This is a genomic window from Shimia sp., assembly GCF_039969785.1.
Taxonomy (GTDB): domain Bacteria; phylum Pseudomonadota; class Alphaproteobacteria; order Rhodobacterales; family Rhodobacteraceae; genus Shimia.
In genome coordinates this window covers 266,528-288,021 of the sequence record NZ_JBDVNC010000022.1, presented here as the reverse complement: position 1 = coordinate 288,021, position 21,494 = coordinate 266,528, and the positions used below count along the sequence as shown (strand labels likewise).

Sequence of the window (21,494 nt, the reverse complement as noted above, 5' to 3'; positions counted from 1 at the left end):
GAAAAATGGCTGCGCGGTCAAACGTGGCGCCAGTTATCATCAAGAAGAAAAAGATCATTAGCGCAGACGGGCATCATGGTGGCGCCTGGAAAGTTGCTTATGCCGACTTTGTAACGGCAATGATGGCCTTTTTCATGTTGATGTGGCTGTTAAACGCGACAACAGAAAAGCAACGTAAGGGAATTGCGGATTACTTTAATCCTACGATTCCTATCAACCGCATCTCTGGCGGAGGCAATGATCTGTTTGGGGGGGACAGTGTCCTTAAAGAACAGTTTCTTGCAAATAACGGGATTGGCGGTTTGCCGACCACTCTGTCGGGTGGCGCCAAGCACGCAGATGCTGACGGCGACATGCTTAGGCAACCAGACAAGCTTGCCGAAATTCAGGATTTGCTCATAGGTGGGGGAGGCGAAAGTTTTCTGGCCGACAATTCTAAGAAACATGTGATAACCCGCCTGACAGATGAAGGGCTAGTCATCGAGTTGTTTGATACTCCTCAAGCACAACTTTTTGTCGAGGGGCAAGCAAAGCCGTACCGTCTACTTGTCGACCTTGTTCGAATTGTTACTCAAGCGAGTCAATTGGTGAATAATGACGTCTCAGTGGAAGGTCATATCCGCACGGTTCCTGTCGTTCAACTGGACAAGGCGACATGGGAATTGTCATCCGACAGAGCAAATACTGTTCGTGGCCTGCTGGAGTCCCATGGGCTGACTGCAAGCAGGATTTCTCGGGTTACTGGGCATGCTGATCGTGATCCGGTTTCCAGTAACCCAAGAGCGTTGCAAAATAACCGTATTGAAGTCATTCTGTTAAGGCGTGATCTGCAATAACTGGCTAAGATTTTAACTGTTAGCGCCGCGTTAAGTGCCTGAGACGTATCTGTTGCATTGAAGTTATGTCGATGCAGCAGAAAGGCGTACTTATGACAATTTCATCTTCGCTCAACGCAGGGGTAGCCGGGCTTGCCGCCAATGCTACCCGGCTGGCAGCAATATCTGACAATATCGCTAACTCGGCGACGTATGGATACCGGCGAGTCGAGTCAGATTTCCATTCTATGGTCACGTCCGCGTCAGGAGGCGCTTATTCGGCTGGTGGCGTACGCGCAACAACACAGCGCCTGATTGACCAACAGGGTTCTCTAGTCACAACGTCAAACGCCACTGACCTGGCTGTTCGAGGGCGAGGTATGCTGCCGGTGGGCATGGCATCGGAAATCGGGTTGGCTAATGGCTCTTCTCAGATGTTGCTAACAACAACCGGATCATTTCGAACTGACGCTCAAGGGTATCTTACCACAGAAACAGGTTTGGTTCTGATGGGGTGGCCCGCAAATGCCAACGGCTCGGTGCCGCCGTTTCCACGTGATACGAATGATGGTTTGGAACCGGTCCAAATCAATGTTAACCAACTGACAGGCGAGCCAACAACATCTATGCTTTTAGGGGTTAATTTACCCGCTACTGAAACTGAAAGCGGCGCAGGTGGTTCAAGTCAAAACCTTTCAGTTGAATATTTCGACAATTTGGGGCGATCCGAAAATCTAGCGGTAGAGTTTGTTCCGACTATCCCCACTTCTGGAACTTCAAATGAATGGACAATGAAGATCACGGATTCGGCGTCTGGAGGCACCGTAATCGGTGAATACACGCTGACTTTCGACGACAGCAGGCACTCCGGGGGGACGCTCTTGAGCGTGGCGACTGTGACCGGCGGAGCGTATGACCCGGCAACAGGTAGCGTGATCGTAGATGTTGCCGGCGGGCCCATGGAAATCGACATTGGTGAATTGGGTTCGGGCGGGGGGTTGACACAGCTGTCTGATTCATTTGCCCCCTTGCAGATTTCCAAAGATGGATCCCCCACAGGGAACATGACGTCTGTTGAAGTGGATGCAAATGGTTTTGTACATGCGCTGTTTGACACAGGAGTGACGCGTACAATTTATCAGGTTCCGCTTGTCGATCTTCCCAATCCAAACGGGCTGGTTTCCCTGGATCATCAAACATATGCGCCATCCTCCGAGAGTGGTTCATACTTTCTTTGGAACGCAGGCGATGGCCCAACAGGGGATATCGTATCTTACGCGCGCGAGGAATCTACCACCGATGTTGCGGGCGAACTGACGGACATGATCCAGACGCAGCGGGCGTACAGCTCGAACGCCAAGGTCATCCAGACCGTCGACGAAATGTTGCAGGAGACGACCAATATCAAGCGGTAAAGCTTGATAGAGGCATCGGCCCGGAAAGGAATTGGCATGAGTATATCTGGCGCGCTTTCGAACGCCCTGACCGGGTTGACCGCAACTGCCCGGGCGGCAGAAGTTGTTTCTTCAAACCTGTCCAACATTATGACGGACGGATACGGACGGCGGGAGGTATCACTGTCTTCCCAAAACTACCGATCGTCCGGTGGGGTTATGGTAAATGCAATAAAACGATATTCAAATCCGGTCATTCTCGCAGAACGCAGAATGGCGGATTCAGCGTTTGGTCAGTTGTCTTCGTTGAATAGTGCATATCAACAAATTGAAAAATTGATGGGAACACCGGATCAGGCAAACAGCCTGAGTGGCATGGTTGTGTCACTGGAAAGCAGCTTGATAACCGCCTCTGGATCACCCGGCAATACAACACGTCTCAAGAATGTCGCAGTTGATGCCGAAGCGTTGGCGCAGACATTTAACAATGCTTCTCAGGGCGTTCAGGACCTTCGCGAACAAGCGGACCGATCCATTGAAGACATGGTGGGTCGCCTCAATACCCTTTTGACGCGAACACAAGAGATGAACCGTGATATTTCAACGGCTATTAACAAAGGGTTTGGCACAGCTTCACTTGAGGATGACAGGCAACGTATTTTGGATGAAATTTCCGAACTGGTGCCTGTCCGGCAGATCGCCCGGGATCGCGGCGCAATAGCGTTGTACACGACCAATGGCGCTGTGTTGCTGGATGGGTCAGCTGTCGAAATTGAATTCACACCAACTCCGACAATTCAACCACATATGACAGTCGACAACGGCCTTTTGGATGGTTTGTGCATCAACGGAATCGAAATTCGAATAGAGTCCGATACGGGCGCGTTAAGCGGCGGCGCCTTGGGCGCGCAGTTCGAAATTCGAGATGAGCTGGCCCTGCAAACACAAGCTGATCTGGATGCGGGTGCCCGTAGTTTGATTGAACGGTTCCAGTCCACCACAACAGATCCCACATTATCGGCGGGAGAGGCTGGGCTGTTCACAGACTCAGGTGCTGCATTTGATGCGTCCGACGAGACTGGGCTGGCCGGTCGGCTACGTCTGAATACGCTGGTTGCCCCAGATGGTGCCGGTGAATTCTGGCGCCTGCGCGACGGACTGGGTGCAACTGCGCCGGGGGATGTCGGAGATGCCTCGATTTTGACCGGCCTTGGCACGGCGCTGTCCGGCGACGTTCAGCCCTCATCCGGCAGTTTTGCCAGCGATGTGCTTTCGATGGCCGGGTTGGCAGACAGAATTCTTTCGGCTCAAAGCTCTAACCGTGTGATCAGCGATGAAGACCTGAGTTTTGCTGCAACCAAATTGTCGGGTTTGGAAGCAATGGAGCTGGCTGAGGGCGTCGATAGCGATCACGAAATACAACAGCTTATGTTGATTGAGCAGGCTTATGCCGCAAATGCGCGCGTGGTCGAAGCCATCGACGAAATGATGAACCAACTGTTGAGGTTATAAAGATGAGTTTCACACAGGTCGGGGATCTGGCGCAGCAACATTTGATGCGCCGTCACAACACCCTTTTGACAACCCAATTGAACACATTAACACTCGAACTGGCCTCTGGGAAAAAGTCCGATGTTCCCAAATCTCTGGGTGGAGATTTTGGATTGCTGGGCGACGTAGAGAGGTCGTTGTCGCTTTTGTCCGGCTATGAAACTGCGACAAATGATGCGCAAATTTTTTCTGACACGGTTCAGACCGTTTTGAACCAGATGCAAACACTATCCGGCGATTTGGCGACCTCGCTGGTCTCAACTGCGTCTGCCGGGCTCCCCGCGCCTGTGAGTAGTGTTATTGCCGAGGCACGTCAGGATTTTGACGCGATAGTCTCGGCCTTAAATTCCGATGTCGCTGGACGTGGGCTCTTTGCTGGGGCGGCGACAGATCGACCTGCACTCGCTTCTTCCGACGTCATTCTGGATGCGCTTTCCACGGCTCTCAGCGGCGCAGCAAGTCAGGACGACATTTTGGATGTTGTGGATGACTGGTTCATGTCCGATGCCGGAGGATTTGAAACAATTGCCTATCTGGGGTCAGAAAACAGCCTCGCGCCGTTTCAGCTTACTGAAAGTGATTCCGTACGTCACGAATTGAGAGCAGATCATTCAGAGATCAGGGGGATCTTGCGGGACACCGCATTGGCCGTGATGGTTGGCGACAAAGGGCTAGGCTTGGAATTGCCGGACAAGAGCCAATTGCTTCGGGTCGCTGGCGAACGTTTGTTGTCGCAGCAGGATGGCCTGACACGCATCCGGAGTGATCTTGGGTTTGTTCAGGAACGCATTGGTGAAGCCATCGCCAAAAATGCGTCAACGAAATCCAGCTTAGAGATTACGCGAAACAACCTTGTAACCGCTGATCCGTTTGACACGGCAACCCGACTTGAAGCCGCTCAGGTACAATTGGAAACTCTTTACACGGTCACCGCCAGGTTGTCCCGGCTGTCTCTGATGGATTATTTGTCATGAAATTCAACCACATATTACGAGCTGCGTTGATCATCCTGATGCTGCCAACCGTGTGTTTGGCAAGCCCGGTCCGGATCAAAGACCTCGTGGAATTTGATGGCGTTCGCGGCAACGATCTGGTGGGATATGGTCTTGTGGTCGGATTGAATGGAACTGGTGACGGGCTGCGTAATGCACCGTTCACAGAAGAAATCATGTCCAATATCCTTGAACGATTAGGCGTTAACGTTACAGGAGAGCAGTTGCGACCCAAAAACGTGGCGGCAGTATTTGTAACGGCCGCATTGCCTCCGTTTGCGCGGGCCGGCGGGCGGATTGACGTGACCGTTTCCGCAATTGGCGACGCCAAAAGCCTGCTGGGTGGCACCCTGGTAATGACGCCATTGAACGCGGCAGATGGCGAAATCTATGCGGTCTCGCAAGGGACGGTTATTGCTGGCGGTGCCTCTGCAGAAGGCGAAGCAGGTGGCGTAGTTCAGGGTGTACCGACGTCTGGCGTAATTCCGTCCGGGGCCCGGGTCGAGCGTGAAGTCGACTTTGATTTTGCGACGCTAACCAACTTACGTTTGGCACTCAGGGAACCAGATTTCACGACTGCGGGGCGCATTGAGCAAGCCATCAACCGCAACTTTGGGCGCCGTGTTGCCTTGATGCTGGATGCGGGAACTGTTCAGCTCGATATAGCGCGGAGCGGCCAGATTTCGGCAGCGCACGCTTTGGGAAGCATTGAAAACATTTCTGTTGAACCAGAGCACAAAGCGCGGGTTGTTGTGGATCAGAGATCTGGAACAATTGTTTTGGGAGACGATGTGCGGATTTCCCGAGTTGCCGTTTCTCAGGGCAATTTGACCCTACGCATTCAGGAAACGCCGCTTGCTGTTCAGCCGAATCCATTTGCCAATGGTCAAACAGTTGTTGTCCCCCGGACAAACGCAGACATCGAAGAAGAAGAGGGTATTGGCCTTGCCGAAGTTGCCGGGGGGACGTCACTGAGCGAGGTGATCGCTGGACTGAATGCGCTGGGCGTCGCGCCAAGGGATATGATCGATATCCTTAAAAGCATCAAAGCAGCTGGCGCGCTTCATGCTGAATTTCTGGTGCGTTGAGTGGTCAATAAAAACCGTTAGAAATAACTTCTGACCAAGCTTCCGGCGACAAGGCTCCACCCATCTGCGATAACAAAAAACGAAAGTTTGAATGGCAAGGAAACGATTGCAGGTGGCACCATCATCATCCCCATCGACATCAAAATGGCGGCAACCACCAGATCTATGATCAAAAAGGGCAAAAAAATAACAAAACCAATTTGAAAGGCACGGGCCATTTCAGACAAAAGAAAACTTGGTACCAAAATTGAGAGTGGAGAGTCCGGGCCAGGTTCCAACACAGGTGCATCGGGACGCAACAATGCCATAGATTGATAGGTATCCGGGTCAAGACGAGCAGACATAAAGACGCGAAACGGGGCAAGCGTGCGAGAAAAGGCCGTCTCGGGATCGATTTGATCATTGATCAACGGGGCAATCCCTTCGACCCAAGCGCGCGAGAACACGGGCTCCATGACAAAATATGTGAGAAACAAAGCAAGGCTGATGATCAGCATGTTGGGAGGAGATTGTTGCAGCCCCATTGCCTGTCGAAGAATAGACAAGACTGTGACCAGAAACGGGAAGCATGTTACCATTATTGCAATCCCGGGCGCCAAACTGAGCACTGTAATTAGCGCGAATATCTGAATGCTTCGCGTCGAAATAGACCCGGTGTCACCTAAGGTCACAGAGATATCCTGGGCTAATCCAGCGTCCGCGACAGTCAAGGCAATTCCGGTAAGTGCTAAAACGCATGGATAACGTGATTTGGTCATCCCAGTGGAGTCCCGATATCGGTTAACTCTGTAAGTCTGACCGCGAGTTGTCCTTTTTGAAGGCCTTCCATCTCCTCTAGCTCGCCACGCGCAATCAACCGGTCACCGACAAACAATTCGACAGGATCTTCAACGCGTCGATCAAGTGGAAGAACTGCATTTTCTCGCAAGTTTAGTAGATCGCCGATCAATGGGCGCGTTTTGCCAACCGAAATTGTAATTTCCACAGGTACAGATGTGAATGGATTCGTTTTTTCTGAAATTGAGTCCTGTTCAACCATTCATAATTTCCTTTTGTGTTTCGTGGGTAAATCCAGCAAAAGCGCTGGAAACAACCGACACGACTTCGTCCAAGTCGATTTGCCGTTCCTTTTGACCAAATTGAAGCCGGACCTGCCCCTCTGTAAGGTTCGTGTCTCGGACAACATCAATTGGAAGATTCACGTCACTGGGCAGTAACTCACAGACAACCTCGTAGTTCTCTGGCGAGGTTGTGATCAATACGGGTATATCGCTGTTTTCCTCAAGGATAGTGTTCAGTTCTTCAGACACTTGCGCCCCAATTGACTGGCGCGATAATTCCGGCAGCACCGTCATCACCGCCTTTTCAATTACGGGAGACAATTCAGCAATCATGGCGCCACGAGCTTCGTGATACGTGAAAGAAAGGTTTTGAATATTGCGTGCGAAATCAGCTGAAATATTTGCGCGTTCATCAGATTTGGCGCGGACCGCATCTTCCCAGCCTGCCTTGTACCCTTGCTCGAAACTGTCCAGCAAATCCGAATCTGCGGCCGACTCAATCAGAGCGGCAGTTGGTTTTGACGGCGTCAAATACTCAAAATCTTCGAGAAGGTGTGCAATCGACATCAGACATTTTCCTCTTTGTAGTCCAGCCAGTTACGTAGAATTTCAACTGTCTCTTCCTGGCGATCGCTGATCAGCGCGCGCAATCGTTCAACGGCATCTGACTGGGTCATGTCCTGAGCTAGCGCAGGCAAACGGTCGGAGGAGGGAACTGCCTTGGGGGGGAGCGCTGTGGCGGACAAATCTTCGATTTCTCCGTCCAGAACAGTCGACGAGTTTGGTTCGTCGACATTAACGGATGAAATTTGTGCAGCGGCTTCAAGGGGGGATGGCAAACTTTGGGGCTTAGACAGTAAAGGGCGTACGACAAACAAGCCCAAAACAATCGACACAATCGCCAAAATAGCCATCTGAATGAGAGACATGGCATTCAGGGCCTGGCTTCCAAAGAACGACGTGCTTGCGGCGGTTCCAAGTGGCTTTATCGGCTGGAACAACATTGACTTAAGCGTGATGACGTCGCCGCGTTCTTCATTAAATCCCACAGCTGATGCGACCAGATCGTGCAATTCTGTCAGTTCTTCTTCGGGTCGCACCGTCAGGACCGCTTCGCCAGCGTCGTTTTCTGTCGTTGTACCATTCACAAGAACTGCGACGGTTAGTCTGCGAATTGCCCCAGGTTCGCGCGTGATTTCACGCTGAGTTTCAGATACTTCGTAGTTCACGCGTTCGTGTGTTTCGCTGTCCCTGTTCGTTGATGTTCCGTTTTCAGAGGCGTCACCATCCGGCAAGTTAGAGGCCACCGTGACCTGACCACTGGCCGCATTTTCGGAATTTGTGCTACGCTCTTCAGTTTCCGTGCTGATGGCAACCCGCCCTGCCGGATCGAAAGTGCGCTCAAGAATGGACTCGGTTTGATTGACTGTTTCGACACTCACTTCAACAACGGCGTTGCCGGGTCCGACCCGGGCTTCCAGCAGGCGTTGAACCGCACTGCGCAAAGTATCCGCTCGATCATCCTGGGAATGCGCCGCGGGATCATCAACGCTTCCGATGATGCCAGATGATCCGTCGATCACAGCGACATCATCGGGCGACAAGCCAGCGACAGCCGAGGCAACAAGGAATTTCAACGCTTGCGCTTGCCGTGGTGGTAATCCGCCACCTGTCGACGTAATCGTCACTGAGGCAGTTGGTTGCAATTGCCGCTGAAACGGGTTTGAGCCCGTATGCGCGATGTGAACTCGGGCCGTCGTTATTGACGGGCTGCCCAGAATTGTACGCGCCAATTCGCCTTCTTTTGCGCGCCAATATGCGGCGTCAAACATTTGCGACGTCGTGCCAAATCCTGAGAGCGCATCAAGCAACTCATACCCTTGCGTCGTATTGGCTGGTAACCCCTCGCTCGCCAATGTCATGCGCAATTCATCTCGCATCGACGAATCAACGTAAATGGACCCGCCCTCCACCTGGAAAACAGCGCCGCGTTGCTCCAGGGCGCGTACGACTTCGCCCGCAGCGCTGCTCTCCAAACCACTGTATAACAGCGTCATTCCCGGGCGTGAGGCCATACGACCAAGTGACAAAACGGCGACGAACATCAGCGCGGTTGCACCAACGACAATGATTTTTCGGCGGGTATCAAGACCGGACCAAATGCTCAGAATTTGTTGCAAGACAATCCTCCGTCTCACCAGACGTTCTGTCTGGCTGCACAGGCATAATTCTCTGATCAGGCTTAACAATCGGTTAGTTTCTGTGCGGCTATAGAAAAGGGGACAAAAAAATCGGAACCCAAGATGACAGATCTGACCGACATCGAAGAAACCGCCGCTCCGAAATCCTCGCGCCTTTTACTTATAGTGGGCTTGATCCTCGCTTTGGCAGGTGGCGGAGGAGGCTTTTATGCGGTCTATTCAGGAATGATTCTTGGTGCTCATTCCGGAGCAGAAGATTCTTTGTCTCACGAAGACCCGGTCATGGCTCTGCCGGATACAGTGTTTATTCCAATTGATCCGATTGTGATTTCGTTAACAGGCAACAGCACAAGCAGCCATCTTCGGTTTCGCGCGCAATTGGAGGTTCCGAGGGCGGAAGCCAAGGATGTAGAACGCATTCTCCCTAGAATTGTTGACGTCTTAAACAGTTATCTGAGGGCGCTTGAACCCGCAGACATTGAGGCTGCCGGGGCTCTGATCAAATTGCGCGCACAGATGTTACGAAGAGTGCAAATAGTGACCGGCAAGGGACGGGTGCGCGATTTACTGGTTATGGAATTCGTACTGAATTGAAGGGAATGAATATGGATATGATCGCTGATATTTTGCTGATCGCAGGAGCGCTGGGCGCAGGTCTGTATTGCTTTGTTCTTGCCCGCCGTCTCGCGCGGTTCAACGATCTGGAGACTGGTGTTGGTGGCGCTGTGGCCGTTTTATCTGCTCAGGTAGACGACTTGACGCGAACTTTGCAGGGCGCCCAGAAAACTGCAGGCGACTCGACTGATATTCTAGAGGATTTAACAGGGCGCGCCGAGGACGTGGCGAAACGATTGGAGCTTTTGGTCGCTTCGATGCACGACCTGCCCGATGCAATGGCGCCCGCTGAACCAACCGAACCTGTATTCCGGCGCCACCCAACCGAACGGGATCTGGCCGGATGAGAAAAAAGCAATTTAAAAAGAGATCCGCCAAAGGCAGCCTTATGTTGGTCGCGACTTTTTTGATCGGGTCCGCTGTTTTGCGAGTTGGAAGTGAAGCCGGTCAGGCATTTGCGCGCCAAAATCCCGAACCGCCTGTTCAGTCTGAAATGGGAGCCGCACCGCAGGCGTGCGAGCCGCCGGAAGATTTGCGACGGCTATTGGAGGTTTTCAAAGAACGCGAAGCCCGTATTGAGAAACGGGAAAGTGACATTCGAAACCGGCTGCATGCTCTTGCGGTCGCGGACGAAAAAGTATCCGGAAAACTGGTCGCACTGGAGACCGCCGAAGAGAAATTGCGGGCGACAATAGCGCTTGCCGAAGTTGCCGCCGAAGACGATTTGTCCCGTTTAACGACCGTCTATGAAACGATGAAACCAAAGGATGCCGCCTTGTTATTTGAGGAAATGGATCCGGAATTTGCGGCCGGTTTCATTGGACGGATGCGCCCTGAAATTGCGGCGGGCGTCATGGCCGGGCTAAGCCCTCAGGCGGCATACACAATAAGTGTCGTGCTTGCGGGAAGAAATGCAGAAGTGCCGACGGAATGAGAGAATTTTTAACCTCTTACGACGCAGAATGAGCCAACGCTAAGTCAGGAGAGTCGCCGTGGTTGGTCTTATTGGTATTGCCGTAATTTTCGTCATGGTCTTTGGCGGATACATCGCCGCCGGTGGCAAATTAGCGATTATTCTCAAGGCACTGCCATTTGAATTTGTCATGATTGGTGGTGCAGCTGCCGGCGCCTTTCTTCTTAGCAACGATATGGCCGGAGTGAAGCACACAATCAAAGACGTTGGGAAGGTTTTCAAAGGTCCTAAGTGGAAGCCTGACGACTATCGTGACTTGCTATGCCTGTTGTACGAACTCATCCGTCTTGCTCGCCAGAACCCAGTGGCTATTGAGGAGCATATTGAGGCACCGGCAGACTCGACAATTTTCTCCCGTTATCCTCGAATTCAGGCAGATCAGGAGGCAGTCGCGTTAATCGCTGACACCATGCGTTCTGCGTCGATGAATTATGACGACCCCCACCAGGTGGAGGAAGTTCTTGAAAAAAGAATGGACGCAAGCCTGCATCATGCGATGCACTCCAGTCACGCGTTACAAACCATTGCAGATGGATTGCCGGCGTTGGGTATTGTTGCTGCGGTTTTGGGTGTGATCAAAACAATGGGATCCATCGATCAGCCCCCTGAAATTCTCGGAAAAATGATCGGTGGCGCACTGGTTGGGACATTTCTGGGCGTGTTTCTCGCCTATGGATTGGTTGGTCCGTTTGCAGCAAAAGTCAAAACTGTAATTGAAGAAGACAGCCATTTTTATCAACTGATCCGCGAAGTCCTGGTCGCAAACCTCCACAACCATTCAACGAATATATGTATTGAAGTGGGTCGGCAAAACACACCTGCACATTTCCGGCCTGACTATTCGGATTTGGAAGACGCTTTGAAATCAGTCAAAAAAGAAGCGGCCTGATGCGCCGGTTTCTCTTGCTGATTGCCGCGTGTATTTCGACGGAGCTGGCTGCTGGCCAAGTCACATTTCAATCCGGCGAGCATGACGGGTTTACGCGCCTGGTCATGGAACTGTCCGACAAATCCACAAGCTGGGAAATGGACGGTGAAAAACGCCGATACGAGATAAAAATACTTGAAGATGACGTCGAATTTCAAACGGGGTCTGTATTTGATCGAATCGGACGCAATCGACTTGGGAGCGTGTTGCCTGACGAGTCGAAAGGCACCATTCAGCTTAAACTGAATTGCGACTGTGACGTCAGACAAAGCACTTTTGGAGACCGATATGTCATCTTTGATATTCGTGACCCATCGATCAATTCAGTGGTGGCGAACTCAGAGTCTGGCAACTTGCAGTTTGGGCTTGGTGAAATCAAACTAAGACCAAAAAAGCCGCTTCAGTTTGGAGGTCTTCGACCTCAGCAACTCAACGAGGCAACTGCAGTTGTGGCGGACAACGATGCCGTCATCATGGCAAAACATTTGAATTCCGCGGCCCAATCAGTCGACAAAGAAGCGCGACTTGCCGTAACCCAGACTGTGTTACTGAAAGAGATCGGGCGCGCGGCGACACATAGCATTCTGGAACCAATTAAAAATCCGCCACATCCAACTGAAAGAATGGCCCGCGTAAAAACTCCTCGACCGGCGTCGGATTCGATGGTTAAGCCGCAGCCGCCGACAGATTCTGGCAACATGTCTGCTTTCAATGTTTTGGATCAAGTGCATGTTCAGTCATCAATTAACGGTCAAGCGAACCACGGATCTTCATTTTGTGTGCCTGACGATGACCTGCAAATTGCAAATTGGGGTGAGACCGATGACGTCGTCGCGCAAATTGCAGAATTGAGGTCGCGAATTTATGGTGAATTTGATCAGGTTGACGAGGCTGCCATCCTATCCCTGGCTCGCCTCTATGTATTTCTGACATTTGGCGCAGAAGCTCGTAGCCTCCTCGCGCTACACTCCTCGGAAAATCAGGGTTTGTTGATTGAAATGTCGCATCTTGTTGACGGTAAAGAAATTGATACAGGAATATTTGGTAATCAACGGCACTGCCAGGGCGCTTCCACATTGTGGGCGGTATTGGCTGGTCAAAAACATTTCAATTCCGGCGCCGTTGAAGCGGTTGTAAACACGTTCAACGGCTTGCCAAGACATTTGCGGGAACTTCTAGGACCTCGTTTGAGCAAAAAGTTGTCTCAAATGGGCGAAGTCGAAGCCTCAGATGTCATCTTAAATGCTATAGAGAGAATTTCTGAGGAACCAGATCCGCACGTTCACTTAGCTCAAGCACACCTCTCAAAGGCTCAGGGAAACTCAGAAGAAGCAGTTGAAGCATTGTCAAAAGTCACTTCAATTGGCCACGAATTGACTCCGACGGCACTTATCGAATTGATAGATATGCATATGGAAGAAGATTTGCCGACGTCAGGCGAAACGGTGTCGTTGATCTCTGCCTATTCCGTCGAACACAAGAATTCAGTTCTCGGGGGCAAGATACGACGCGCTCATTTTCTGGCACGGGTACAAGCCGGAGAATTCGAAGCTGCGCTCAGTGTACTGAGAGAAATTTCTGGCCAGGATGGTGAGGAAATGGCCGGTCAATTGTTAGATCAATTTGGCAATCGGATCGTCGCAACTGCTGGTGATTTTGAATTTGTCGAAATTCTTGTACGAAATCAACTGACCGACCCGGGGACATTTTCTAACCCGGTATCTCTGGCGATGGCGGAACGTTTTCTGTCAATGGGATTCTATACTGAAGCAAAAAAAATGCTTCAATCAACCAGTATGATGGTCAGACCCGAAGGGCGAAATATTTTAATGGCACAGATCGCTTTGGCGGAGGGACTTCCTCGTCAAGCTGAGGCTGCGTTGTTGGGCGTTCAAGGAGTGCCTGCCGCTAGGCTGCGAATAAAAGCTCGATCGATTGCGGGCGATCACGATAGGGCCTCTCAAATGCTTAAGGAAATTGGCGACAATGAAGGCGCGGTGCAAGAGCAGTGGCTAGCGTCAAATTGGGGCGAGTTGTCAAGCTCAGGGAATAATATATTGGCGAAGGTCGCTTCTTTGCCAGAAACGTTGCCGGAGCCGTCACACATTGAGGATCCGGAATTGCCGGGGCAAAGCGAGTTGGCGATCAGTAATGATCTTATTTCTCAAAGCGAAAAAACTAGGTTGGCCTTGGTTGAGTTGCTTGACTTCTATTCAGTAAAATAGCGTCAGACATAAGATCTGATTACCAATTCTAAATAGTTAATCCGTAACGTCGTTTGAAAGCAGGTAGGAAGCACCCGAATGCAAGAATATTTCTCTCGCCAGAATGGCTCTACTTCAAGACGCATACTTAAAATAGACACGAAATTGGCGTGTTGGATGTATCTGGCCTTTTGCACTATGTGTCCGCTAACAGCGAATGCGTCCGACGACCATGTTTGCGATCGATCAGCCCGGTCTGCGGCAATTGAAGTTGGAATTCCAGTGAACGTCTTGTTAGCTATTGCCCGCACAGAGACTGGACGTCAACGAAATGGTCAGCTGTGGCCTTGGCCGTGGACGGTAAATATGGAGGGAAAGGGAGTTTGGTTTGAATCCAAGGAAAAAGCCCGGGAATATGCTCAGAAACACTACGATAACGGAGCTCGAAGTTTTGATGTCGGTTGCTTTCAACTGAACCATCGTTGGCATGGCAAGCATTTCGGCAACCTAAATGAGATGTTTGATCCGTTGGAAAATGCTCGTTACGCTGCCGAATTTCTGTCGCGGTTGTACGCAGAATTCGGTTCTTGGACTGAGGCCGCTTCCGCATACCACTCCCGAACACCTGAATTTGCGCAAAAATATGCCAATCGATTCAATAGAATATTGGCATCACTTCCCAAGTCAATATATCCCAACAAATCGCAATCTATATTGGCTGATTTGACCGTAGATCCAGCGAGTAATTCATTTCCACTCCTAACTTCCAGGAGTAAACCGAATTTACTGGGATCATTAGTTCCGATAACGGCAAGCCGAATTACGCCGATAATCGACGTGGACAGCTAGAATGACCGGTATGAGCGTAAAAAATCTATTTAGCCCGACAATACTCCTTGCTTTGGCATTGATGGCGGTAATTGCTATGATGATTCTTCCCGTTCCGGCATGGGTGTTGGATATTGGATTAGCAGGTTCTTTCGCACTCGCGATTCTAATTTTTACAGTAACTTTGTTCATTACGCGACCACTCGAATTTTCTGCATTCCCGACTATTTTGTTGGCCTCTTTGATGTTGCGTTTGTCGCTAAATGTATCATCAACGAAACTTATAATTGGACAAGGACATACCGGAACTCGGGCTGCTGGCGATGTGATCGAAGGATTTGCCAACTTTGTTATGGGAGGGAGTGTGTTTCTTGGGCTTGTAGTGTTCGGTGTGCTGCTAATTGTTAATTTCATGGTCATCACCAAGGGAGCTGCACGAATGGCGGAAGTGGGCGCTAGGTTTGCTTTGGACGGCATGCCTGGAAAGCAACTTGCAATTGATAGCGATATGTCTGCGGGTGCCATTGATCATGCCGAAGCCAAAATGCGACGCGAACTTGAGCAACAGGAAACGACCTTTTTTGGGTCTCTCGACGGGGCGTCGAAATTTGTGAAGGGCGACGCAATCGCGGGCTTGCTGATCACTTTGATGAACCTGGTGATGGGGTTGATAATGGGGATCGCGGTCCACGGAATGGAATTCGGGCAGGCTTTTGAAACATATGCAATTTTGACGGTTGGTGACGGTTTGGTCACTCAATTTCCTGCCGTAATCATTTCAATTGCTTCTGCTCTTTTGTTGGCGCGTGGTGGAGCCACTGGATCAACTGACTTAACGCTGATCCGTCAACTTGGCAGCTATCCCCCCGCTCTGGCGACCGTTGCAGGCCTAATGGCATTGTTTGGATTGGTTCCCGGTTTGCCTTTCCTGCCATTTAGCGCTGGTAGCGCTCTCCTTGCCAGCGCGGCCTACGTTTTATTCAAGCGCAAAGTTCAGGTTGACGAAGAAACGTCCCAAGAATCTCTGCAGAATGAAATCCCCCGAGAGAGGCCGATCGCTGATGTTCTTGATCTAGATGACATTCATGTTGAATTTTCCCAAGACCTTGTAAATTTGGTATTGGATGCCGGCACTGGCTTGGATGCTCGGATAGTTAATATGCGATCTCATATCGCGAGTAATTATGGGATCGTAATGCCTGAAATACGGTTGACGGACGAACCGTCTTTGGCGGTTGGAAGTTACGTAATTCGCATCCAAGGAGTTGTTCAGGCAAAAGCTACACTTCAATCTGATAAAGTACTGATCCTAAAACAGGATACCTCAGATCAACTGCCATCGGGGAGCGATGTAAATGAACCGGTTTATGGGGCGCCGGCGCGATGGATTGACCTTGCAGACCAGGAAAATGCCGCACTATCCGGCGCGACGATCGTGGCGCCAGGAGAAGTTCTTGCAACGCATTTACTAGAGACAATAAAGAGTAACTTAAGCCGGTTGCTAACCCTTAAAGGCTTGCGACGTATCCTTGATGAAATGACCAACCTTAGTGATCCAATCCGTTCGGAGGCAAATCGGAATATGATCGACCACCTTATTCCAGAGAAAGTGCCGTTGGACATTCTTCATCGTGTCTTACGTCTCCTCTTGGAAGAGCAGGTGTCCGTTCGGAATATGTCTCTTATTCTTGAAGCTACTGCAGAGGCTCGTCAGGTGCATGTTTTGCCAGAGGCGATTTGCGAACACGTTCGCCAAAGGTTAGGTTTTCAACTTGTCTCCGATATGAAGCGCGCGGATGGAACAATTCCTCTGGTTCAGCTGGCGCCAGAGTGGGAGGAGACCTTGTCAAATTACCAAATTGACGGGGATAACGGTGGATTTGATATTGCATTGCCACCTGACGTATTCACTACGCTTGCCCGATCAATCGGTGAGCGCATGGAAGATGCTGGTGACAAAGGAATCTATCCCGCACTTGTCACCTCAACCCGGCGAAGACGATTTTTGCGAACGGTCATGAGCGCTAAAGGTATTCAAAACCCTGTGCTATCGTTTGAGGAAATCGGACTTGAGGCACGACCGTCTTTGGTTGGGCTTGTCGCTGCATGATTGCACAATTTCAAGAATATCTGGATCTGTCACAAACTCTGATTTGGCACGGGTTTTTTGTATTTTTGCGGATCGGTGCAGCCGTTTCTCTTCTCCCCGCATTTGGAGAGATGTCCGTACCAGTTAGAATAAAGCTGGGCGTGGCGATTGCTTTTACCTTTATTGTTGCGCCGTCAGTTACATTGACCGGGGTTGAGGGCTTGGACCGGATTGGTCTAGTTTCCACTATTCTTGTTGAAACACTAATTGGCTTGGTCCTTGGGCTAGGTGTCCGCATGTTTGTTTTTATTCTGCAAACGGCCGGTGCCATTGCCGCTCAATCGACATCATTGTCGCAACTTTTGGGGAATTCGGGAGCAGAGCCATTGCCCGCAATTGGACATGTTTTGGTGGTTGCCGGGTTTGCATTAGCCGTAACCACGGGATTGCATATTAGAGTCGCAACGTACTTCGCCAGCTCCTACAAAATATTTGCATTCGGTGTTCTACCGGCGACAGAAATTGCATTGTTTTGGGGATTATCTCAGGTCTCTCAAGCCTTCGGAATGGCTTTTCGTCTAGCGGCGCCTTTTGTGATTATGTCTGCACTCTATAACTTGACCCTTGGAGTCATCAATCGCGCAATGCCGCAATTGATGGTAGCTTTTGTTGGTGCTCCGGTTATTACAACAGGTGGGCTTGTGCTTTTGGCACTGATGTCGCCTATTCTTTTGTCCGTCTGGGTGAACGCACTCCATAGTTTCCTTACTGATGCCGGAGTTGCTCCATGAGCGGCCAGGAAGACGATTCTGAAAAGCCATTTGAGGCGACGCCTCGCAAGCTCGAAAATGCACGCAAGAAAGGGGAGATTGCCAAATCGGCAGATTTGGCTGTTGCGGCGGGGTATGCAGGGCTTCTCTTAGCGTTCTCCTTCGTGGGGGCCGCGTCCACTTCGGAACTTGGTCAGCATCTTTCTATTCTTTTAGATCGGCCACATCAGATTGCGCCCCTTATTTTTGACGGCAATCCGGCAACCACCACTGGGGGGATTTTCGCTGGGATAATATGGCCTCTTTCTCCTTGGTTTGCCATTCCAGCCATTGCAGTTGCAATTATTCTCGTCGCCCAGCGTGCGGTCTTGTTTACTGCGTCCAAAGTAAAATTCAAGCTCAACCGGATAAGCCCAATCCAAAATGCAAAAAACAAATTTGGGCGAAGCGGTTTGTTCGAGTTTTCCAAAAGTTTCACAAAGCTGCTTATTTATTCTGTCTGCCTTGGTTTTTTTATGAATTTGCGCCTGAGCGACATGGCGGGGACCATTTTCGCGGAACCAGCTATGGCCGCAGCAATGTTGGGCCAACTTCTCTTGGAGTTCCTGTTCATTGTTGTTCTGATCGCGAGCTTAATTGGCGCCGTTGACTATTTTTGGCAACGCCAAGAGCATTTGCGCAAAAACATGATGACCCACAAGGAAATGACGGACGAATTCAAGGAAGCTGAGGGTGATCCGCATATCAAACAACAGAGACGCCAAAAAGCGCAAGAAATAGCCCATTCGCAGATGTTGGCAGACGTGCACCAGGCTGATGTAATTATTGTGAACCCAACTCATTACGCGGTTGCGCTGCAGTGGAGCCGTCGGACCGGTGAAGCTCCGGTTTGCATCGCAAAGGGCGTCGATGAAATCGCGGCACGCATTCGTGAACGCGGTATTGAGGCGGCGATACCCATCAGGAGCGATCCTCCTACGGCGCGCGCTCTGTTTGCAACAGTGGACTTAGGTCAGGAAATACCATCGGTGCTATTCCGTCCTGTCGCCACGGCAATTCGATTTTCCGAAATGATGCGGAAGGAGGCAAGAGCGCAAAGATGAAGCGAGCACATTTATCTGCACTAGCTGATATTACGAACCTTCAGTTGGAGCTGTCTCAAAATGCGCTTGCCAGCTTATTGAGCGAAGAAAGAAGGCTCAGAGCAATGTTGGCAGATTTATCGCGAGATGTTGAACGTGGTCAAAAGACATTGTTGTCTGACGACTCCTACAAAGCGATCAGGGGCGATCATAACTGGAACCAGTGGGTTGGGCGAAGTCGACTGGCTCTTAACCTAAAGTTGGCAAAATTGCTGGCGCGCAAGGAGCTCGCAATAAAGGAAGCCAAAAAGGCATTCGGTAAAGCGGAAGTGCTAAACAAACTCGTCGATGATGATAAAATGGATCGCAAGTTTTTGTGTGAAAGAGCATCTCTGGATGCCTTGATTGATCCAATGATGCTTCGATGAGATGTATTTCAGACATCTTGACGTGCAATGTCGGTGATCAATACACCTGAAACACGTTTGTCTGAAACATTGTGAGCGACGTCGCTCAGCGTATCGCGAAGTACGTCAAGTTTACTGGAATTGGTGAACGCGCCTCGAAACCCGCCCGCATTGGCATGATCAAACATGACTTGAAGCAATGCGTCTCGTAACTTTGGTTCCCGAGCAAATATTGCCTCGCGATCGCCGGTCCCTACTTCGAGGCTCAGCGATATAAGGACGAGTGATGTCACAACTTCGTTTTGTACCACCGGTACGACAAATTGGTTCGTCAGCTTTACATATTCGCGATTGGATGTGCCCGGTTCGCGCGCTGCAGTCTTTTCGGCCGCATGAAGACTGGGATCTGTTCCACACGGGTTTTCGGTGACCAGCTCTTCTGAGTCCGGGCGTAAATAAAGGCCGGCACCGATCCCCGAGCCGATCCCAATCATGATCAGTAAAATGGGAAGAAGCTTTTTCACTGTTATTCCTTTGTCAGAATGGCAGAATTACATCGAGAATCTGCTGGCCATATCGGGGCTGTTGCACATCTGTGATCTGGCCTCGCCCTCCATATGAAACACGGGCGGAGGCAATTTTGTCATACGTGATTTCATTCTGCCGCGAGACGTCTTCAGGACGGACAAACCCGGATACGAGCAATTCGCGAAGTTCGAAATTTACGCGCAACTCCTGGCTGCCCTCAATCGCCAAAACTCCGTTTGGCAACACGTCAACAATTGTTACGGCTACCCGCAAAGTCAGTTCCTCGCTGCGCCTCACAGAACCGTCGCCAGAACTGCTGCTGGTTGAGTTGAGCGAGACGGCAGGGTCCAACGACGCGCCTGCAGCTAGCTCGGGATTAATCCGTTGCGGGAGACCGAACAGATGTGGGACAGACATGCTCTCATCACCTTGTCGACTGCGTTCGGTTTCATTGTTGATCTTTGCTTCCTCGTCAATTTCGATCACCACCGTCATTATATCGCCACGTCGCATCGCGCGACGATCGCCGAGCAGTGATTGTCGGTTGCGGCTCCACAGCGAGGCTTCCTCAGTGTTTCGCGCTTCTGACAAGCTAACCGGAAGCGGAGGGTTCATCATTGCGTAATGTTCCTGGTTGTTCATCGTAGGAGAAAAATCTGGCGCTTTACCCAGATGATCCAAGCGAGAACACGCGACGACACTCAAAACTGCAACCATAGCTAGCATAGAGAGACTATTCATGTATTGACCTCTCAATTTGATACTTGGATGGATCCGTCAGACAAGACGGTTCCGCTAATCGTGGTGCGCGATGTCAGGTTCATTACGCGCACACGGTCTCCAACGCCCGCCCTGGACAGAGAGCGCCCTTCCGTCGATATTTCGAGACCCTGAGTGACAAATGTCAGGGCGACGATCTGGTTGCGCTCAACTAATGCCGGCGCTCCTGTATCGTTCAATCGGACGGGACGCCCCGGGTATATTGAGGTGCGTGCTTCCAGCCCGATAACGTCAGCTAAATTCGTATGAGTGCCCGGAATTGTGCCATCTTTGACGGCAATTGCATTGGCCGGAATGATCGAATTTGCGCGGATAATCTGTGTGGCCACGACAACGTCTGCCTGGACCATCGTGGCGCACAGAAAACATGGGATCAGGGTAAAACAGCGCATCAACGTACCTGTGTGGTTGCGGCCAGCATTTGATCAGCAGCGGAAATAACCTTTGCATTCAGTTCGTATCCGCGTTGTGCCTCGATCAGCTCTGTGACCTCTCTGACGGCGTCCACTGAACTATCTTCCAAATAGCCTTGTCTCAGGACTCCTAAACCGTCTTCGCCGGGGTTGCCGGCCAGAGGGGCACCGGATGCTTCGGTTTCCAGAAACATGTTGCTGCCAATTGCCTCCAGCCCCTTGGCGTTGGCGAACCCAGTCAGAGTGAATTGGCCAAGCAGCTGGGCTTCTGCTGCGTCATCAAAGTACGCATAAACTTCCCCGTCGGCATTTATCGAGATACTGCGCGCGTCAGTCGGGATTGTGATTTCCGGGGCGACGGAAAACCCCTCGGATGTCACAATCAGCCCGTCAGCGCTGCGTTTTAGTGCGCCATCACGGGTGTACCCGAACTGCCCTGAAGGCAATTCAACTTCGAGATAGCCTTGTCCCTCGATTGCGATATCCAGATCGCCACCGGTTTGAGACAGAGATCCCTGAGACAGATGCACCGAGATGGCGGCTGGCCGTACGCCCAATCCGACCTGGACCCCTGTCGGCAAAATCGATCCATCGGCGGCGCTGATCGATCCGGCGCGCGAAACCTGTTGGTAATGCAAGTCAGCAAATTCAGCACGACGTGCATTATATCCGGTGGTCGACATATTCGCGAGGTTGTTTGAAATGGTTTCGACCCGCAATTGCTGGGCGCTCATACCTGTTGCTGCAATTTTTAAGGCACGCATGATGGTCTCCT

General features: G+C 51.0%; 23 protein-coding genes. 15 read left to right on the top strand and 8 right to left on the bottom strand.

Features of this window, described 5'->3' with window-relative positions; genetic code table 11:
- Positions 1-5 precede the first annotated feature (5 nt).
- From ABJI08_RS12600 to ABJI08_RS12580, 5 genes are all read left to right on the top strand, one after another.
- On the top strand, positions 6-836 hold the full coding sequence (locus ABJI08_RS12600; protein ID WP_348402193.1) for a flagellar motor protein MotB: 831 nt from the start codon (positions 6-8) through the stop codon (positions 834-836).
- A 71-nt stretch (positions 837-907) separates the two neighbouring features.
- Positions 908-2,230: a flagellar hook-basal body complex protein gene (locus tag ABJI08_RS12595; protein ID WP_348402192.1), complete on the top strand. Its 1,323-nt coding sequence runs from the start codon at positions 908-910 to the stop codon at positions 2,228-2,230.
- Positions 2,231-2,266: 36 nt separating this feature from the next.
- Complete coding sequence (gene flgK, locus ABJI08_RS12590) at positions 2,267-3,721, top strand: flagellar hook-associated protein FlgK (protein WP_348402191.1); 1,455 nt, start codon at positions 2,267-2,269, stop codon at positions 3,719-3,721.
- Between the two features lie 2 nt (positions 3,722-3,723).
- On the top strand, positions 3,724-4,734 hold the full coding sequence (locus ABJI08_RS12585) for a flagellin (RefSeq protein ID WP_348402190.1): 1,011 nt from the start codon (positions 3,724-3,726) through the stop codon (positions 4,732-4,734).
- A 38-nt stretch (positions 4,735-4,772) separates the two neighbouring features.
- On the top strand, positions 4,773-5,840 hold the full coding sequence (locus ABJI08_RS12580) for a flagellar basal body P-ring protein FlgI (protein WP_348402242.1): 1,068 nt from the start codon (positions 4,773-4,775) through the stop codon (positions 5,838-5,840).
- A 17-nt stretch (positions 5,841-5,857) separates the two neighbouring features.
- Here the strand turns inward: ABJI08_RS12580 and fliP are convergent, their stop codons facing one another.
- The 4 genes from fliP to fliF form a co-directional block, all read right to left on the bottom strand.
- On the bottom strand, positions 5,858-6,598 hold the full coding sequence (gene fliP / locus ABJI08_RS12575) for a flagellar type III secretion system pore protein FliP (RefSeq protein WP_348402189.1): 741 nt from the start codon (positions 6,596-6,598) through the stop codon (positions 5,858-5,860).
- Positions 6,595-6,879 carry a FliM/FliN family flagellar motor C-terminal domain-containing protein gene (locus ABJI08_RS12570; RefSeq protein WP_348402188.1) on the bottom strand — a complete coding sequence of 95 codons (285 nt, stop codon included), beginning with the start codon at positions 6,877-6,879 and terminating at the stop codon, positions 6,595-6,597. Before ABJI08_RS12570 ends, fliP begins: the two co-directional genes overlap by 4 nt.
- Entirely contained in the window at positions 6,872-7,378 is a 507-nt protein-coding gene (locus tag ABJI08_RS12565) for an ABC transporter ATP-binding protein (RefSeq protein ID WP_348402187.1), read from the bottom strand. The genes ABJI08_RS12570 and ABJI08_RS12565 overlap by 8 nt, the downstream gene beginning before the upstream one ends.
- Positions 7,379-7,467: 89 nt before the next feature.
- Positions 7,468-9,081, bottom strand: coding sequence for a flagellar basal-body MS-ring/collar protein FliF (gene fliF, locus ABJI08_RS12560; protein ID WP_348402186.1), 1,614 nt, complete (start codon positions 9,079-9,081; stop codon positions 7,468-7,470).
- A gap of 123 nt (positions 9,082-9,204) precedes the next feature.
- Here fliF and ABJI08_RS12555 point away from each other — a divergent pair, with 123 nt between their 5' ends.
- The 10 genes from ABJI08_RS12555 (at position 9,205) to ABJI08_RS12510 (ending at position 19,019) form a co-directional block, all read left to right on the top strand.
- A complete protein-coding gene (locus ABJI08_RS12555; RefSeq protein ID WP_348402185.1) occupies positions 9,205-9,696 on the top strand; it encodes a flagellar basal body-associated FliL family protein in 492 nt (163 codons plus the stop codon).
- Positions 9,697-9,707: 11 nt separating this feature from the next.
- Complete coding sequence (locus ABJI08_RS12550; RefSeq protein ID WP_348402184.1) at positions 9,708-10,064, top strand: hypothetical protein; 357 nt, start codon at positions 9,708-9,710, stop codon at positions 10,062-10,064.
- Between the two features lie 41 nt (positions 10,065-10,105).
- Positions 10,106-10,651, top strand: coding sequence for a hypothetical protein (locus tag ABJI08_RS12545; protein ID WP_348402183.1), 546 nt, complete (start codon positions 10,106-10,108; stop codon positions 10,649-10,651).
- A gap of 58 nt (positions 10,652-10,709) precedes the next feature.
- Positions 10,710-11,579: a flagellar motor stator protein MotA gene (gene motA, locus ABJI08_RS12540; protein WP_348402182.1), complete on the top strand. Its 870-nt coding sequence runs from the start codon at positions 10,710-10,712 to the stop codon at positions 11,577-11,579.
- Entirely contained in the window at positions 11,579-13,843 is a 2,265-nt protein-coding gene (locus tag ABJI08_RS12535) for a hypothetical protein (RefSeq protein WP_348402181.1), read from the top strand. Before motA ends, ABJI08_RS12535 begins: the two co-directional genes overlap by 1 nt.
- A 78-nt stretch (positions 13,844-13,921) precedes the next feature.
- Positions 13,922-14,671: a lytic transglycosylase domain-containing protein gene (locus tag ABJI08_RS12530; protein ID WP_348402180.1), complete on the top strand. Its 750-nt coding sequence runs from the start codon at positions 13,922-13,924 to the stop codon at positions 14,669-14,671.
- Position 14,672: 1 nt separating this feature from the next.
- Complete coding sequence (gene flhA / locus ABJI08_RS12525) at positions 14,673-16,760, top strand: flagellar biosynthesis protein FlhA (protein ID WP_348402179.1); 2,088 nt, start codon at positions 14,673-14,675, stop codon at positions 16,758-16,760.
- Positions 16,757-17,530 carry a flagellar biosynthetic protein FliR gene (locus ABJI08_RS12520; RefSeq protein ID WP_348402178.1) on the top strand — a complete coding sequence of 258 codons (774 nt, stop codon included), beginning with the start codon at positions 16,757-16,759 and terminating at the stop codon, positions 17,528-17,530. Before flhA ends, ABJI08_RS12520 begins: the two co-directional genes overlap by 4 nt.
- Positions 17,527-18,612, top strand: coding sequence for a flagellar type III secretion system protein FlhB (locus tag ABJI08_RS12515; protein ID WP_348402177.1), 1,086 nt, complete (start codon positions 17,527-17,529; stop codon positions 18,610-18,612). The genes ABJI08_RS12520 and ABJI08_RS12515 overlap by 4 nt, the downstream gene beginning before the upstream one ends.
- Positions 18,609-19,019 (top strand): hypothetical protein, encoded by a 411-nt coding sequence (locus ABJI08_RS12510; RefSeq protein ID WP_348402176.1) that lies wholly within the window; start codon positions 18,609-18,611, stop codon positions 19,017-19,019. The genes ABJI08_RS12515 and ABJI08_RS12510 overlap by 4 nt, the downstream gene beginning before the upstream one ends.
- A gap of 8 nt (positions 19,020-19,027) precedes the next feature.
- Here ABJI08_RS12510 and ABJI08_RS12505 read toward each other — a convergent pair whose 3' ends face one another.
- Genes ABJI08_RS12505 through flgG form a run of 4 tightly spaced genes read right to left on the bottom strand, consistent with a single transcriptional unit; the run spans position 19,028 to position 21,483 of the window.
- Positions 19,028-19,522, bottom strand: a complete 495-nt coding sequence (locus ABJI08_RS12505; protein WP_348402175.1) for a flagellar basal body-associated protein FliL — start codon at positions 19,520-19,522, stop codon at positions 19,028-19,030.
- 13 nt (positions 19,523-19,535) lie between these two features.
- Positions 19,536-20,267: a flagellar basal body L-ring protein FlgH gene (flgH, locus tag ABJI08_RS12500; protein WP_348402174.1), complete on the bottom strand. Its 732-nt coding sequence runs from the start codon at positions 20,265-20,267 to the stop codon at positions 19,536-19,538.
- Positions 20,268-20,278: 11 nt separating this feature from the next.
- Positions 20,279-20,698, bottom strand: a complete 420-nt coding sequence (gene flgA, locus ABJI08_RS12495; protein WP_348402173.1) for a flagellar basal body P-ring formation chaperone FlgA — start codon at positions 20,696-20,698, stop codon at positions 20,279-20,281.
- Positions 20,698-21,483: a flagellar basal-body rod protein FlgG gene (flgG, locus tag ABJI08_RS12490; RefSeq protein ID WP_348402172.1), complete on the bottom strand. Its 786-nt coding sequence runs from the start codon at positions 21,481-21,483 to the stop codon at positions 20,698-20,700. Before flgG ends, flgA begins: the two co-directional genes overlap by 1 nt.
- Between the last annotated feature and the right edge of the window lie 11 nt (positions 21,484-21,494).

Bases quoted from the DNA above. Each gene is read 5' to 3' on its own strand.
- flgA (WP_348402173.1), bottom strand. From the start codon at position 20,698: ATGCGCTGTTTTACCCTGATCCCATGTTTTCTGTGCGCCACGATGGTC.
- flgG (WP_348402172.1), bottom strand. From the start codon at position 21,483: ATGCGTGCCTTAAAAATTGCAGCAACAGGTATGAGCGCCCAGCAATTG.
- ABJI08_RS12555 (WP_348402185.1), top strand. From the start codon at position 9,205: ATGACAGATCTGACCGACATCGAAGAAACCGCCGCTCCGAAATCCTCG.
- ABJI08_RS12600 (WP_348402193.1), top strand. From the start codon at position 6: ATGGCTGCGCGGTCAAACGTGGCGCCAGTTATCATCAAGAAGAAAAAG.
- ABJI08_RS12520 (WP_348402178.1), top strand. From the start codon at position 16,757: ATGATTGCACAATTTCAAGAATATCTGGATCTGTCACAAACTCTGATT.
- ABJI08_RS12530 (WP_348402180.1), top strand. From the start codon at position 13,922: ATGCAAGAATATTTCTCTCGCCAGAATGGCTCTACTTCAAGACGCATA.
- flhA (WP_348402179.1), top strand. From the start codon at position 14,673: ATGACCGGTATGAGCGTAAAAAATCTATTTAGCCCGACAATACTCCTT.
- flgH (WP_348402174.1), bottom strand. From the start codon at position 20,267: ATGAATAGTCTCTCTATGCTAGCTATGGTTGCAGTTTTGAGTGTCGTC.
- ABJI08_RS12580 (WP_348402242.1), top strand. From the start codon at position 4,773: ATGCTGCCAACCGTGTGTTTGGCAAGCCCGGTCCGGATCAAAGACCTC.
- ABJI08_RS12595 (WP_348402192.1), top strand. From the start codon at position 908: ATGCAGCAGAAAGGCGTACTTATGACAATTTCATCTTCGCTCAACGCA.
- ABJI08_RS12515 (WP_348402177.1), top strand. From the start codon at position 17,527: ATGAGCGGCCAGGAAGACGATTCTGAAAAGCCATTTGAGGCGACGCCT.
- ABJI08_RS12550 (WP_348402184.1), top strand. From the start codon at position 9,708: ATGGATATGATCGCTGATATTTTGCTGATCGCAGGAGCGCTGGGCGCA.
- ABJI08_RS12570 (WP_348402188.1), bottom strand. From the start codon at position 6,879: ATGGTTGAACAGGACTCAATTTCAGAAAAAACGAATCCATTCACATCT.
- ABJI08_RS12585 (WP_348402190.1), top strand. From the start codon at position 3,724: ATGAGTTTCACACAGGTCGGGGATCTGGCGCAGCAACATTTGATGCGC.
- ABJI08_RS12510 (WP_348402176.1), top strand. From the start codon at position 18,609: ATGAAGCGAGCACATTTATCTGCACTAGCTGATATTACGAACCTTCAG.
- fliP (WP_348402189.1), bottom strand. From the start codon at position 6,598: ATGACCAAATCACGTTATCCATGCGTTTTAGCACTTACCGGAATTGCC.
- ABJI08_RS12535 (WP_348402181.1), top strand. From the start codon at position 11,579: ATGCGCCGGTTTCTCTTGCTGATTGCCGCGTGTATTTCGACGGAGCTG.
- flgK (WP_348402191.1), top strand. From the start codon at position 2,267: ATGAGTATATCTGGCGCGCTTTCGAACGCCCTGACCGGGTTGACCGCA.
- ABJI08_RS12545 (WP_348402183.1), top strand. From the start codon at position 10,106: ATGTTGGTCGCGACTTTTTTGATCGGGTCCGCTGTTTTGCGAGTTGGA.